The sequence below is a fragment of the Chryseobacterium jejuense genome (assembly GCF_017877355.1).
In the GTDB taxonomy this organism is placed as follows: domain Bacteria; phylum Bacteroidota; class Bacteroidia; order Flavobacteriales; family Weeksellaceae; genus Chryseobacterium; species Chryseobacterium jejuense_A.
On sequence record NZ_JAGIPR010000001.1, the window covers coordinates 544,075 to 558,774 of the forward strand.

At 36.7% G+C, this 14,700-nt stretch carries 12 protein-coding genes; 2 read left to right on the plus strand and 10 right to left on the minus strand.

Annotated elements, in window-relative coordinates; all coding sequences use genetic code 11:
• Positions 1–94 precede the first annotated feature (94 nt).
• From ampC to J2772_RS02540, 10 genes are all read right to left on the minus strand, one after another.
• The gene (ampC, locus tag J2772_RS02495) at positions 95–1,267 is read right to left on the minus strand and encodes a class C beta-lactamase (RefSeq protein ID WP_209912983.1); all 1,173 of its coding nucleotides are present in this window, start codon (positions 1,265–1,267) and stop codon (positions 95–97) included.
• Between the two features lie 315 nt (positions 1,268–1,582).
• Positions 1,583–2,767 (minus strand): hypothetical protein, encoded by a 1,185-nt coding sequence (locus tag J2772_RS02500; RefSeq protein ID WP_209912985.1) that lies wholly within the window; start codon positions 2,765–2,767, stop codon positions 1,583–1,585.
• Between the two features lie 207 nt (positions 2,768–2,974).
• Positions 2,975–3,808, minus strand: coding sequence for a type 1 glutamine amidotransferase (locus J2772_RS02505; RefSeq protein ID WP_209912986.1), 834 nt, complete (start codon positions 3,806–3,808; stop codon positions 2,975–2,977).
• Between the two features lie 33 nt (positions 3,809–3,841).
• Entirely contained in the window at positions 3,842–4,963 is a 1,122-nt protein-coding gene (locus J2772_RS02510; RefSeq protein WP_209912988.1) for a carboxylate-amine ligase, read from the minus strand.
• A 20-nt stretch (positions 4,964–4,983) separates the two neighbouring features.
• Entirely contained in the window at positions 4,984–5,937 is a 954-nt protein-coding gene (locus tag J2772_RS02515; RefSeq protein ID WP_089736262.1) for a RimK family alpha-L-glutamate ligase, read from the minus strand.
• A 256-nt stretch (positions 5,938–6,193) separates the two neighbouring features.
• Complete coding sequence (locus J2772_RS02520; RefSeq protein WP_209912990.1) at positions 6,194–6,907, minus strand: alpha/beta hydrolase-fold protein; 714 nt, start codon at positions 6,905–6,907, stop codon at positions 6,194–6,196.
• Positions 6,908–6,935: 28 nt separating this feature from the next.
• Positions 6,936–7,214, minus strand: a complete 279-nt coding sequence (locus J2772_RS02525) for a hypothetical protein (RefSeq protein ID WP_068943550.1) — start codon at positions 7,212–7,214, stop codon at positions 6,936–6,938.
• Positions 7,215–7,218: 4 nt separating this feature from the next.
• Positions 7,219–8,433 (minus strand): acetyl-CoA carboxylase biotin carboxylase subunit family protein, encoded by a 1,215-nt coding sequence (locus J2772_RS02530; protein ID WP_209912992.1) that lies wholly within the window; start codon positions 8,431–8,433, stop codon positions 7,219–7,221.
• A gap of 140 nt (positions 8,434–8,573) precedes the next feature.
• Positions 8,574–9,989 carry a leucyl aminopeptidase family protein gene (locus J2772_RS02535; protein ID WP_209912994.1) on the minus strand — a complete coding sequence of 472 codons (1,416 nt, stop codon included), beginning with the start codon at positions 9,987–9,989 and terminating at the stop codon, positions 8,574–8,576.
• Between the two features lie 4 nt (positions 9,990–9,993).
• The gene (locus J2772_RS02540; protein ID WP_209912996.1) at positions 9,994–11,115 is read right to left on the minus strand and encodes an alpha/beta hydrolase; all 1,122 of its coding nucleotides are present in this window, start codon (positions 11,113–11,115) and stop codon (positions 9,994–9,996) included.
• Between the two features lie 202 nt (positions 11,116–11,317).
• Here J2772_RS02540 and glgB point away from each other — a divergent pair, with 202 nt between their 5' ends.
• Positions 11,318–13,264: a 1,4-alpha-glucan branching protein GlgB gene (glgB, locus tag J2772_RS02545; protein ID WP_209912997.1), complete on the plus strand. Its 1,947-nt coding sequence runs from the start codon at positions 11,318–11,320 to the stop codon at positions 13,262–13,264.
• Positions 13,265–13,266: 2 nt separating this feature from the next.
• Positions 13,267–14,673: a glycogen synthase gene (locus tag J2772_RS02550; RefSeq protein WP_209912999.1), complete on the plus strand. Its 1,407-nt coding sequence runs from the start codon at positions 13,267–13,269 to the stop codon at positions 14,671–14,673.
• The last annotated feature ends 27 nt before the right edge of the window (positions 14,674–14,700 follow it).

Consider the following 14,700-nt stretch of genomic DNA (forward strand, 5'->3'; position numbering starts at 1 on the left):
GATATCCCTTTGTTGAAACCAAATATTCAACATCATCAATGATAAAAGTCAAATATTCACTTTTTTAAAACAACCTCTTTTTCAAATTGATCTATTATCGTTTTTCAGATTTTTCTATATACATAAGTATTTTATAAGCAATATCAATCCTTTCAGAATTAGGGTAATTTTTATTTGCAAGAATTACGATACCAATCTTTTTTGAAGGAACATACATTGCATAAGCTCCAAAACCATTTGTAGAACCCGTTTTATTGATTAGCACATCAGATTTTGGCTTTTCATGAGGAAGAATTTCTTTTACCGGATTGGACTTGTAGATCATATCATATGAATTTCCTTTTTGTAGCTGTTCCAGTGTTACCGGGTAATTATATTGTTCCCAAATGAGATCTTGGGTCATTTCCGTGGTATTGAAATAGCCGGTATGTGTATTCATTATAGCAGCAGATAATTTACTGTCAATGTTTCCGATTCCCATATTAGCATCTACAAACCTGATCATATCCTGTGTACATGATTTTACTCCGTAAGCTTCATCAGCCAAAACTCCTGGGTTTACACGGATGGGTTCATCATTTTTATTATAACCGAATGCATAATCCTTCATGTTTTTGGCTGGTATATTATAAAATGTATTGTTTAAACCCATTTTAGTGAAGACATTTTGGGTCATTGCTTTTGTGAAAGGCTGTTTGAATGTTTTTCCTGCAATAATACCTAACAGACCAATGCTCGGATTCGTGTATATTCTTTGAGTGCTTACCGGATAATCAGGTTTCCATGATTTGTAGTAATTGATGAGTTGCTCGTTGTTAGTAACCTCATCAGGCAATTGTAGGGTAAACCCACCAGCGGTATGCGTTCCAAGATTGTAAAGTTTTATTTGGTCGAAAGCTTTGTTTTTCAGCTCAGGCATGTATTTGCTCACAGGATCGGAAAAGTTAAGTGTTCCGTTCATTTGTGATAAACTGGCTAACGTAACCGTGAATGTTTTGCTTACAGAACCTAGTTCGAATAAAGTTTTATTGGTAACCTCTACATGATCTGCTTTTGAAGCCAGTCCGTAATTAAAAAAGGTATGTTTACCGTTTATACTTACTGCAATACTTAATCCCGGAATTTTATTCTTCTCCATCACCGGCTTTACTACGGCATCCAAATAAAGGTCAAGCTCTGACTGATCCTTTTTTTTCAGATGGGTATTACAGCCTGATAAAAAAGATAAACATAATACCATAACAGATGTGCTTTTTAAGCTTCGCATATTTTAAAATTTTATAATTGAATTTTTACTACTCTTTATAATGAGAAATTTCTGAAAATTTTTAAGCGAAAGTAAAATAAATTTCCAAAAGCAACTCTACTACAATTGTACTACAGTGTTTTAATGTGTTGGTAATTAGTGTTTTATTGTTTTGACTGGAGGGCTTTTGAAGTAAAAATAAATCAGCAGAAAATAATCAATGGAAAGAGTTTTATTTTAAAAAAAGGAGATAATTGGTAAGTATATTATAATGAATCCGGCTGAACCGAAGGTTCAGCCGGATTCAATTTTATTTCAGATCATCATCAAGGAATCTTATTCTTCTGCAAAAAAAGCATTTGAGCTTCCGATCCAAATCGCGTCTTTTTTATTAAAATCTACATTTACCATTGCAGCCTTGGTCATTCTTCCCAGGTTCTCCAATAGGATAGGGCGTTCATCATTTTCTTTCCATATATAGAGCAACCGGATTTCTGCTTTTGAAAACTCTCCATTGATATCTTCAAAGAGGGGTTCATACGTTACTTTCTTTTGCAGGATATAATTTTCTTTGTCTTCTATAGCATCCGTGATTTCTTTCGTTGGATTTAAATTTACACCACTTCCTGCAAATGAAAATAATGGCTTCAATACGAAGTTTTCAAGATCCTCATTTTCCGGAAACTCATGAAGGAAATAACTTTTGGGAACAAATTGGTGTTTTAATAACGGCAAAAGGAATTTAGAAATTTTAAAGAACCAGTTCGGATGAGTAATCCATTTCACATCTGCTTCTTCACGGAAATCAAATTCAGTTGTAAGGCCCGGAATTCTGTCGAGTTCATCAAATATGACACGATTGTAGATTCTTTTGATCTCAATAAATTTTCCATTGTTTTCGTAATAAAGCTTTTTACCTTCCTTCTTTACCTTTGTTAAACACACTGTTTTAATACCCAGTAATTGTTCGGTTAAAGCAAAGTCAATAGCTGTTTTTTGTTTTTCAGGGAAAATTTCGAGAAGAATTACGTTTTCAGGATTTTCGTTCCCCACAATCAGATCTTTTAAATATTGTTTAAAATCTTCGTGAGGCATAGTGTTTCGGATGTCCGAAAGGAAAGGATATACTTCACAGAACGTTTCTTCATAAATCTTTTGGAACGCATATAGCGAAGGGAAGGCTTGAAGTTCAATTAATTGTGGTTCAATTTCTCCGTTTTCATTTTTACAGATTCCAAAATCAATGGTGAAAAAGTGAGGCTGGTTTGTGTCGTTAGGAACTCTGCAGTTATCAGGAATTGCTTTCTGAAGTGTTTCAGCCGGAAGAGCCTTGATTTGGCTAATGATACTTTCACTGGCATCAAGTAATTTACCTTCAAATGCTTTGGTAAGGAAAATTGGGCTTTCTGAAATTCTGAAACCGGGTTCTGTACCACCTTTTTGTTTTAAAATCTCTTTAAATTGTGTGTATTTTTCATCTGAAAACTCCTGATTGAACTGTTTTCTGTATTTTGGGATCATATTTTTTCTTTTGTGATGTTAAAAAAATCGAGCAATAATGCCCGATATTTAATAGGATGGAAGTTGGATGCTGGAAGAGGGAAGTACTTGAAGTCGGGATTTTAAGGTAAGGCTAAAGTTATTTATCCCAGATTAAAATCAAAAGTTTATCAGAAGTTGAATTACTGCCAGTAACCTCCTGCCTCCCTCTTCCAGCTTCCTAACTTATTAAACCAAAGACTCAACTTCCTTCAAAATGTTTTTTTTTGCGAACTGAAGAAATCTCGGAAGAATCTGATTTCTGGTCAGGATGATTTTATCTTCATCATCTATTCTGTCCATGGTTTCAAGATACTTTTCCATTCCGAAATTTTCAATCATGGCTTCTCTGTTCTTATCGTCTTTAAGATTCTCTATCAAAGCTTCAGGACTTGCTTCCGGATGAAACTGGGTTCCGAATATCTCATCAGAAAAACGAACCGCCATTACAGCTCTTTCCAGATTAATGTGTGGACGGAATTTTTCAATAGCCATAACAGTCATTCCCAATTCCTCGAAACGGTCATGATCCGGCTCAATAAACTGATAAGCTCTGGAATCTACCGCATAAAAAGGATTCTGAAGGTTTTTGAATAAAAATTCTTTTTTGCCTTCATCGGTTTTGTGTATTGGCATTACTCCAAAAGAATAGGATTTTCTTTTACAAATATTTCCTAATTTCCAGTGAATGCTTGCCAATTGGAATGAATGACAGATCAGGAAAAGATACTTTTTATCTTCGTTGTATTTATTATGTTCAAAAATGGAATCTAAAAAATGAGCAAACCTTTCTTCCCACTCAAAACCTTCGCGGTGTGGAGTACCTGGTCCGCCTGAAGAAATAAAAATATCAAAGTCTCCAATCTCCGGCATTTCATCTTTAAACCTCACATCAAACGTCTTGATGATTACATTTTCTTCAGAGTTCTGCTGAAATGTTTCAGAAATTTCTTTAATGTTTCTAAAGCCTTGATTGACATGGTTGTTGTTCATGTCCAGCAGAGCAATTCGAATATCTTTCATTACATCATATTTTTTGTAAAGTTACCAAAAATATTATGAAGCGGGTTCGCCATGTGTTATGCCGTACTCAGTTTCTGAGATCATATAATCCACAACCTTAGTAAGATCACCGGTTTCTTTAAAGATCTGAAGCTGTCTATCGGCACCCGTTCCGTTTTCAAGAATTTTCCATGCATATTCAACCTCTTCTCGGCAGCCTAGATCATCTACCACATCATCAATAAATTCTAAAAGTTCTTTTAATAAAAGAGGATAGGGAACAGATTCTTCTTTTCCAAAATCAATCAGATGAGCTTCAATTCCGCTTTTGGAAGCACGCCATTTATTTTCGTTTAATAACAGCCTTCTATAGCTTCTGAAACTAAGGTTTTGTTGGTGAAGTTTATAAATTTTAGCCACTAAACTCTGCATAATAGCCGCAAGACATACGGTTTCATCAATTCTTAATGGCATATCGCAAATCCTGAACTCAATAGTAGGGTAGAATGGATGAACCCTTAAATCCCACCATATTTTTTTAGCATTGTCGATGGTTCCTGTTTTTACCAAGAGATCAACATAACTGTCAAACTCTGCTAATGAGTTGAAATAGCTTGGGATACCGGTTCTCGGAAACTTAACGAAAATTTCCTGTCTGTACGATTTAAAACCTGTATACCTTCCGATCCAGAAAGGAGAATTGGTAGAAAGAGCATAGACATGAGGAAGAAAATAACGCATTACATTCTGAATTCTTACGCCTTCTTCCCGGTTAGGAATTCCAATATGTACGTGAAGTCCGAAAATAAGATTTTCACGGGCAACATCGCCCATATCATCTACAATTTTAATGTATCTTTCCCCTTGGGTGATACTATTGTCCGACCAATGGGAGAAAGGGTGAGTTCCGCCTCCGGAAACACGCAGCCCCTGTTCATGGGCTGTGTTGATAAGATGCCTTCTTAAATTGGTTAATTCTGCTCTGGCTTCCTGAATGTTCTGGCAGATTCCGGTTTCCATTTCAATCATGGATTCGTGCATTTCGTGTTTTAGATTTTCACTTAATACCGCTTTTCCGCCTTCAATGATTTTTGATACATGAGAAATCAGATCTCTGCTTTCAACATCAATGATCTGATATTCTTCTTCGATTCCAATAGTAAACTGATGATGCATTGTCTTGTGTTTTTTTATTATTATTTTATGGAATCTTTCACAAAGGTTCCCCAAGTGATATTAGGTTTTCCAGGAACATATTCCTTGGCTTTTTCAATCGCCAGTTTAGCAGCATGCTCTATAATCCATGCAAAATTCTCTTCCCCCACTGAATTTCTATCTGCATCGGGAGCAGGATTACAGAAATCGATAGCATAAGGAATTCCGTCTCTTACAGCAAATTCTACGGTGTTAAAGTCATATCCTAAGGCCTCATTCATCTTAATCGTATAATCATGAATGGTTTTCAATAACTTTTCAAGTTCTTTACCTTGTGTCTGATGGGTAGTTGCATATCTCAGATGATGTGGATTTCTGGGCTCGTAAGGCATGATATGAACATATTTTCGGCCTAAGCAATAGACTCTGTAATAGTCGTCAAAAACAATTTCTTCCTGAACCATCATCACCAGCTGTTCAGTTTCGCTAAGCTTGTTCCAAAGGTCATCCGGATTCTCTACTCTGTATACACTTTTCCATCCGCCGCCATCATGAGGTTTCATATAAGCCGGAAATCCTACATAATTGAAAATATATTCCCAGTCATGAGGAAATTTAAGGTTCCTGAATGAGGTTTCCGAAGTGTCGGTGGGTCTCTCATGGGATGGAAGCAATACGGTTTTTGGCAACGGAATTCCTAATTTGCTCATGAGTGCATTATTGAAAAACTTTTCATCAGCACTCCACCAGAACGGATTGTTGATTACGTAAGTGCCATTAAGTGCTGCATTTTTCAGATATGCTCTGTAAAAAGGAACATCCTGCGAAATTCTGTCGATGATTACTGCATACCCATAATCTGCACCCTGCTCAAGTTTGTCAATAGTAACAGGTTCAGCCACGATATCTCCGCCACCCATTTCATTAACTTTGTCTATGAATGCCCAGGGAAACGTATCTTCCATACCGAATAGAATTCCTACTTTTTTTGTCATAATTGTTGTTTTTAATGGTATATATTTTTTTCTATTTTTCCTTTTTATGTGTATGATAAACGACTTTCAGTCTTATTTTAATCACCCCGCCAAATCTTTGATTTGACACCCTTCCGGAGGAGGGGAATCTCACATCTTCAATGGTGATATTCGGCAAAATTGAAAATCTAAGATTTCAAAACTTAAGTGTACTCTCAAACAGTTAGTAGTTACTTATAACAACTTAAGTGTTAAAAACTATTGTGCTTAATTTACCCTAAGAGAAATAAGCTCCGATAAAGGTTGGGAAAACCATCCTCCATAATGGCCAATCATGGCCGATCCATTTTCTTTCATCATACCAGAAATCAATGCCTTTTACCCTTAGGATTTCAGCCATTTCAATATTCTTTTCCTTGCAGATATCCTGATCGGAAGTACTCAATACAATATGCATATGTTTGTATTTCCAGGCTTCGTCATTTCGTATAAATTCCCTTGGGCAGTTGAAATATACCAGATCATCAGAATAGCCGTTCATAAAATTCCTTATACTGAATGCTCCAGAAAGACAAAATAAATGCGAGACCACATCCGGAAATCTAAAGGCAAAATTAGCAGCATGATACCCGCCAAAACTTGCTCCGGCTACTGCTACACGATGGGTTTTATGAAGCTTCTGGATGTATGGAACAAATTCCAAAATCAGAAACTGTACATAGCGCTCATAATTTTTTATTCTTTGCTGTGGAGATATTTTTTCATCATAAAAACTCCAGGCATCAATGGTCTGGATATTATAAAGTTTTACTTTTCCCTGTTCTATAAACCAATTGATACTTCCATTAAGATGAAAATCATGGTTTTGGGTATATTGTCCTTGGGAAGTAGGAAACATGATGATAGGATGGCCGTAATGTCCGGTCACTTCTACCTTAAGGCTTGTTCCCAATATGTTGGAATAATAATCTGTATGTTCTATATGAGGCATTTTTTCTTATTTGGGTTTAACATAGTAATTATAATCGTTCGAGAAATTCAATTCCTCCAAGTTCATCATGCTCTAGGATATCCAGTATCAAAGTTCCTAATTCAGGATGCTCTAGGATAATATTTTCTTTAAACTTCCATGAAGATCCGGGCTTATTCGCATTCGTGGAATCAACAAATTTATAATAAGCTTTACTTTCCCATTTTCCGGTACTGATCTTTTCTAAGTTGTTGATTAAAAAAGGTCTTTCCGATAGATTTAGCTTTATAAAATCAAGACTGCTTTGAATATCACTTTCTCTTCTCATTACTTTATGACATTAGCTTACTGCTTTTTGGCGGAAGGATATTGAGCATTTCTGCATTAATCTTTTCTGCAGCACTGTCCAGCCTTTCTTCTATAACAGATGCATCACTGGATTTGTAAACAATCCCCACATGATAATCGATAGGAAGGAATTTTACCACTTCCTCACATTCAAATTTGCTGTAATCCGGTTCTTTATCCTTGATAAGAGCAACAATAAGTCCTGCGTAATACCCTGTAGGAGGCGAGACACTATAATTTTTATCTCTTAAAAGAGCGTCTTCAATTTTGGCCCATTCTCTCCAGATATTGATACTGCTTGAAGCTTCTACCAAATCGGGAATGTGAGCACCACCCACTCTTGAAGAGGTTTCCAGGAAATACCATTTTCCATCTTCCTTTCCACGGATAAACTCGGTATGAGTAGCTCCATTAAGAAGCCCAAAGTTGGAAAGTACCCTGGAATTGATTTCTTCCAATGCTTTGAATTCATCAGAGTATCTTCCTAGAGTTTTAGATCTGAAAACGCCTCCCTCATGGGAAACCTGCATAGGAGGAGCAAGATATTTAGATGCAGAAGTAAATACAATTTCTTTATTGAAAGTAAGACTGTCTACATGGTATACATCTCCCGGTTTAAAGCTTTCCAGCAGGAAAAGATGCCGTTCTTCACCAAGCATATCTAACGCCTCATGAAGCTGTTCTTTGGTGGTGATCTTTTTGATCCCTGATGCAGACGCTTCTGAACGGGGTTTTAGTACCCAGGGTGCAGGAACTTTTTCTACAAACTCATTCACCGTATCATCATTGAAAACAGCAGTGAATTCAGGAACATTAATGCCGGAATCTTTTGCTTTCTGGCGCATCGCCAGTTTATCTCTGAAATAGCGGTGGGTAGTCTGTCCCATTCCAGGAATACGGAAGGTTTCCCGGATGAGGGCAGCCTTTTCCACATCGTAGTCATCAAGAGCGACTACAGCGTCTACTTTTCTGGTTTTCATCAGGTGTGAAAATCCCTGGATCAGATGTTCCAGATTCCACACCGATGGTTTGATCTCAGGCATATAAAATACCTCATCAATGGCATGCCAGGGCCAGTTTTTTTCTTTAAGATTTTCTGATGTTACTAAGATGATTTTATTACCGAGCTGCTTCATTTCATCCATGAAATCATAGCCCTTGTAATAGCACGAAATACATACTATAATTTTCTCCCCCATATAATGTTTTTTAAGTTTTAGTGAATTATCAAAAATAAAAGCAAATCTTTATTATTTGATTAATATCAAAAATTAAAATATGATATGCTTTTCTGAATCACTAATCAAGTATACAGAGAATTTTTGTAATAAACTAATTTTTAGTGATAATTTTCAATTAAATCCGCGAGCAATTGAACCCCATAACCGGTAGCTGCTTTTTCCTTAGCATACCCTACATTTCCAAAGGCTACTCCGGCAATATCCAAATGTGCCCATTTAGGGTGATTTTCAATGAAATGCTCTAAGAATTTGGCTGCGATAATACAGTCTCCAAGAGGTTTTAGGGACATGTTTTTTAAGTCGGCTACATCAGATTGTATATCATCTTTCCAGACATCCCATAACGGCAGATTCCATAGTCTCTGGTTGGTGTGATCTCCGGTTTTTATCAAAAGGTTTTTAAGTTCCTCATTATTGGAAAATAGAGCTCCGCAGGTATCTCCAAACATTCTTACTGAGCTTCCTGTTAAAGTCGCCAAATCAATCAGGAAATCTGTTTTGTAGTTTTTGGCTAAATAGGCAAGTCCATCGGCAAGAATCAGTCTGCCTTCTGCATCAGTATCCATAACCTCAATGGTTTTACCATTATAAGCTGTAATGACATCGCTTGGAAGTAAAGCTTTTTCAGAAATAGCATTATCGGTAATAGGGAGAACAGCAACAATATTAACTGGCAGCTGCATTTCTGCGGCATAGATTAAAGTTCCCAAAACAGCGGTTGCCCCACCCATATCAGACTTCATATAATGCATATTGGTAAAGGGTTTCAGAGAAATTCCTCCGGTGTCAAACAAGACGCATTTTCCAACCAATCCGAATGTTTTGGCATTTTTAACCGTGGTTTTATATTCCAAAATAGTGAAAGCTGCATCATGAGCACTTCCCTGATTAACGGCAAGGTAAGCTCCAAGACCTAATTCTTCGCATTTCTTACGGTTAAAAACAGTGTATTTTAATTCATATTTTTTAGCCAGGTTTTTAAGGTATAAGCTGAAGGTATCCGGTCTTTTTAGGTTGGCTGGCTTATTCATCCACTCCTGACAGGCAATTTGTCCGTTGCTTAAAGCATCGGCTCTCTGACTGATATCATCCTGCTTTTTCTGACTTAAGTTCTCAAAATGAAGTTCAAACTTTGCATTCCAGAAAGGATGATTTTTTTCAAAAGGATAGTTATAAGTCCCAATCAATAAACCTTTCACAAACTCTTCAAACTGTTTTTCATTGAGGAAATCTGCAAGTAATAAAGTAGGAACTGCCTGTAGTTTTTCCTTTTGAGTTTGAGAAAACTTCACAGCTACTTGCTGAAGCTCGAAATTCTGTAAAGTAGATTTTCCAAGTCCAATAAAGTAAGTGATTCCTTCTTCATGAGCATTGATGAAAACCTCATACTTTTTTCCTGTGAAGAAAGTGGCAATATTTTTATTGAAATTTTTACCGGTTTTGGTCCATTCCTCTTCTGTGAATAAATGGAAAATCTGGGTATAGTTTTTATTTTTTTTGTTGATTAGTTTCATAAACTTAGTTCTTAATGCTTTGTTGTTGAGGTTTTACTTCTACAGGGTTTTCTGTGTTGTCATAGAAAAGCCATTCAATAGCTCTCGGGAATTCCTGTGACCAGTAAAATTCACTGTGGGTTCCTTCAGGATTGATATTGGTTCTGAATTCAAAATCGAAAAGGTTCTTTTTCTCCCATCTTTTCAGATATTCTTCAAAAATATGAATTCTTTTGACCATTTTAGATCCTTCCTGACCGCCGCCATATAAGTATATTTTTGTTTTAAATGGAACCCGGAAGCTCATCATTGGAAAGTTATTATTCGGTTCCACCCATAGAGAAGGCGAGAAGATTAATAATTTTGAATACACTTCAGGATAAAGAAATCCACTGTAGATACTGATTAATGCTCCTAGAGAGCTGCCGCCAATTCCTGTATTGTCACGGTCTTTTTTAGTACGGTAATTTTCATCTACGTAAGGCTTTAAAGTGTCGGTGATAAAGCGAATATATTTCTTGCCTTCTGAGCCATTGGCAATATTGTCATTATCAAAGATGTATTCTTTAATGCGCTCTTCGCTCCCATGTTCTATAGCGATTATGATAACATCACCACGTCCATATTCTGCAAGAATAGAAAGTTTTTTATCAATTTCCCAGTTCCCGAAACCACTTCCTTCATTGAACAGGTTTTGAGCATCCTGAAGGTATAAAACAGGATAGCTTTTATCCGAAGTATGATAATCATAAGGAAGCACTGCCCAGATTTTGCGGTAACGATCCAGTTGCGGGATATAGAATTTTTCGGAAATCACTTCAGCCGTAGGGAAGAACTCTTTCTTGAAAGGTCCCCAGTTTAACCTCCATTTCTCTATGGTATCGGATGTTTTCTGCAGTGATTTTTTTGCTTTCCGGTTAGGAGTGATATTGCCATATTTATCCAGTTCTACATTTTCCCAGCCTCCTTTGGTGAATTTGTACTCAATTTCATCAGGAAACATTTCGTCTTCAATTTCTATGAAATAGTGACGGGAATCTGATTGCTGGAGCTGAAAACGATAGTCTTTGGGATTCCAATTGTTGAAATTCCCAGTGATAAATACAGGTCTGTCGTCTTTTTCATCAGTATAAAGTTCGAACCTCATCATAAGTGTTTAATAAATTGTTAGGTTGCTAAATTTATAAAAAAAGATTGTTTGGGAATCATAAAAAAGTGAATTAAAAAATGATATATTTGATAGGAAACGAAAGAGAGAAACTAACTTGATAATTATTTGACGAATAATTCATCGCTAATGTCAGTATTTTTCGTAGTTTCAGACAAAATATAAATACAAACTGATCTTGATGAATTCTGTTAAAACCTATACGCTTTTCACCGATCATGATGTGTATCTTTTTAAAGAAGGTAGACATTATAAGCTGTATAGTAAATTTGGAACCCATTCTGTAGAAAAGGATGGTGTAAAAGGAGTTTATTTTTCAGTTTGGGCCCCTCATGCTAAAAAAGTTTCTGTGATAGGAGACTTTAATAATTGGAATCATAAAGATCATATTCTGTTTCCAAGATGGGACGGATCCGGGATCTGGGAAGGCTTTATAGAAGACTTACCATGGGGAACTTTATATAAATATGCTATTGAAACAGCAAGAGGGGAAATCTTAGAAAAAAGTGATCCTTATGCTTTAAGCTGGGAACAGAATATTCAGGCAGCTTCATTGGTTTCTACAACCTGGTATGAATGGAATGATAAGGATTGGATGGAGAACCGTGGAGGGAAAAACAGCCTGGATGCACCTATATCCGTTTATGAATTGCATTTAGGTTCATGGGTTAGAGAAGGTAATGATCCCGATAAGTTTTTGAACTATCGTGATATCGCAAAGAAACTTGTTCCTTATATAAAAGAAATGGAGTTTACCCATGTAGAATTTATGCCGGTGATGGAGTACCCTTATGATCCAAGCTGGGGATATCAGATCACGGGATTTTATGCAGCTACCTCACGTTTTGGTTCACCACAGGATCTGATGTTTCTGATTGATGAACTTCATCAAAATAATATAGGCGTTATCCTGGATTGGGTTCCATCCCATTTTCCGGGAGATGCCAATGGACTTCACCGTTTTGACGGTTCCTATTTATATGAACATGAAGATCCGAGAAAAGGATTTCATCCCGATTGGAAATCACATATTTTCAATTATGGAAGAAATGAAGTGAAATCTTTCCTGATTTCCAATGCGATGTTCTGGCTGGATCGATATCATGCAGATGGACTTCGTGTAGATGCGGTAACTTCAATGCTTCATCTGGATTATTCAAGGAATGAAGGCGAATGGGAACCTAATATATATGGCGACAATGTTAATCTTGAAGCGAAAGCCTTTCTACAGGAGTTTAATACTGCTGTTTACAAAGAATTTGGGAACAGTATTATAACGATTGCTGAAGAAAGTTCAGATTTTCCTATGCTTACCAAACCTGTTCATGATGGCGGAGTGGGCTTTGGAATGAAATGGATGATGGGCTGGATGCATGATACATTGGATTATTTCAAGGAAGACTTTGTCAACAGGAAGTTCCATCATCATAAACTTACGTTTGCTTCCATGTATATGTATAATGAAAATTATATGATGCCTTTGTCTCATGATGAAGTGGTACACGGAAAAGCAAGTCTGATCTATAAAATGAAGGGTGATGAATGGCAGAAGTTTGCCAATCTTCGTACCTTGTATGTATATATGTATACCCATCCGGGCGCTAAGTTGCTTTTTATGGGTGATGAATTCGGGCAAACCAGCGAATGGAATTTTACCCGAAGTCTTGATTGGCATTTGTTGGAATATCCTGTTCATAAAGGATTGCAGGATCTGGTAAAAGAGTTGAATCATTTATACAGAACTGAATCCGCTTTATATGAAAATCAGTTTGATAAACATGGGTTTGAATGGATAGAAGCAGATGATCTGGAAAACTCTGTATATGTTTATCTTAGGAAAGGAAAAAGAAAAGATGATGTTTTGATGACCATCTTAAATCTGGCTCCAAAAGTCTTGGATTACAAAATAAAGATTCCCAACGGAACCCACTGGGAAGTAGTTTTTAACTCCGATGATGAAATGTACAGTGGAAGTGGAGTGATATCCGAGGTCTTGGAAGAAAAATATGAAGAAGAAACAGAGTATCAAAAGTTTATGACCATCAAATTACCGCCCCTGGCAGGAATTATTTTGAGGCAGGAAAAAGATAAAAAATATAAATTACACAGAATTAAACACAGAAGATAAAAATGGTTATCTATCATTTAAGCACAGAATGTTATCCTATAGCAAAAGTGGGTGGACTGGCAGACGTTGTCGGGGCACTTCCAAAATATCAGAATAAAATAAAAGGAATAGACGCCAAGGTGGTAATGCCATGGTATAACAAACCTTTTGTTCATGAACATGAATTTGAGGTGGTATTTGATGGATTTATTCATCAGGGATCCAATATGCTGCAGGTTCAGGTGATGAAGGAAAAGACAAATGTATTGGGGTTTGAACTTTACATGGTGAAAATTCCCGGGTTGCTGGATAGAGACAATCCTTATGGCTATCAGGATGAAAGTTTCCAGTTTTTGGCCTTTCAGCAGGCTATTCTGCATTGGTTGTGCGCGATGGAATTGAAGCCGGATGTTCTCCATTGCCATGATTACCATACAGGGCTGGTTCCTTTTATGGTGGAACATTGTCCTGAATTTAGCTTTTTACAAGGGGTAAAAACTATTGGGACTATCCATAACGGAGAATATCAGGGAATGATGAATTGGAATATGGCGAACTATATGCCTTCATTTGATGCCTATAAATGGGGATTAATGGATTGGAATGGTTTTATGAATCCACTGGCAAGTATGATTAAATGTTCGCATGCTTTTACCACAGTGTCTGAAGGATATCTGGAAGAACTTTTCATTAGTTTCCGTGGACTTGAAAGTCTGGTTCGTCAGGAATTTGGGAAAGCCTATGGCATCATCAACGGAATTGATGCCGAAGTCTGGAACCCGGAAACCGATCCGATGCTGGATTTTAACTTTAACAGTAAAAATGCAGTGGCCCAAAAGAAGAAAAATAAAGAAAAATTGTGTAAAGAATACGGCCTGAACCCGAAACTTCCTCTGTTTGCATTCATTGGAAGATTTGCTACGGAAAAAGGAGCAGATCTGTTACCGGATGTAGTATGGAAAAGTATCAAACAAAGCTATGGAGCCTTAAATATCATGATCCTGGGCTCAGGAAATACCTATATTGAGAATAAACTTAAGGAATACGACTATACCTATACCAATTTTGCTTTGGATTTAGGATATAAAGAACACCTTTCTCATAAGATCTATGCTTCGGCAGACTTTCTGTTGATGCCGTCAAGAGTAGAGCCATGTGGTTTAAATCAGATGTACTCTATGAGATATGGAACCGTTCCTGTAGTAAGATATACTGGTGGATTGAAAGATACAGTAGAAGATATTTCAACGGGTGGAGCAGGACTGAACTTTACGTATCCCGGGGTAGATGATATTGTACATGCGATGAACAGAGCGATTGGGATCTATAATCAAAAGGGGATGATGAAAGAACTTATTCATGCCAATATGAATTTTGACTTTGCATGGGAGAAATCTGCAGAAAAATATATAGCTTTATATAATAGCTGATATTACACAAGTTTTTTCTTTTTTATC

Bases quoted from the DNA above. Each gene is read 5' to 3' on its own strand.
- J2772_RS02500 (WP_209912985.1), bottom strand. From the start codon at position 2,767: ATGATCCCAAAATACAGAAAACAGTTCAATCAGGAGTTTTCAGATGAA.
- J2772_RS02550 (WP_209912999.1), top strand. From the start codon at position 13,267: ATGGTTATCTATCATTTAAGCACAGAATGTTATCCTATAGCAAAAGTG.
- J2772_RS02540 (WP_209912996.1), bottom strand. From the start codon at position 11,115: ATGAGGTTCGAACTTTATACTGATGAAAAAGACGACAGACCTGTATTT.
- ampC (WP_209912983.1), bottom strand. From the start codon at position 1,267: ATGCGAAGCTTAAAAAGCACATCTGTTATGGTATTATGTTTATCTTTT.
- J2772_RS02535 (WP_209912994.1), bottom strand. From the start codon at position 9,989: ATGAAACTAATCAACAAAAAAAATAAAAACTATACCCAGATTTTCCAT.
- J2772_RS02530 (WP_209912992.1), bottom strand. From the start codon at position 8,433: ATGGGGGAGAAAATTATAGTATGTATTTCGTGCTATTACAAGGGCTAT.
- J2772_RS02505 (WP_209912986.1), bottom strand. From the start codon at position 3,808: ATGAAAGATATTCGAATTGCTCTGCTGGACATGAACAACAACCATGTC.
- J2772_RS02525 (WP_068943550.1), bottom strand. From the start codon at position 7,214: ATGAGAAGAGAAAGTGATATTCAAAGCAGTCTTGATTTTATAAAGCTA.
- J2772_RS02515 (WP_089736262.1), bottom strand. From the start codon at position 5,937: ATGACAAAAAAAGTAGGAATTCTATTCGGTATGGAAGATACGTTTCCC.
- J2772_RS02520 (WP_209912990.1), bottom strand. From the start codon at position 6,907: ATGCCTCATATAGAACATACAGATTATTATTCCAACATATTGGGAACA.
- J2772_RS02510 (WP_209912988.1), bottom strand. From the start codon at position 4,963: ATGCATCATCAGTTTACTATTGGAATCGAAGAAGAATATCAGATCATT.
- glgB (WP_209912997.1), top strand. From the start codon at position 11,318: ATGAATTCTGTTAAAACCTATACGCTTTTCACCGATCATGATGTGTAT.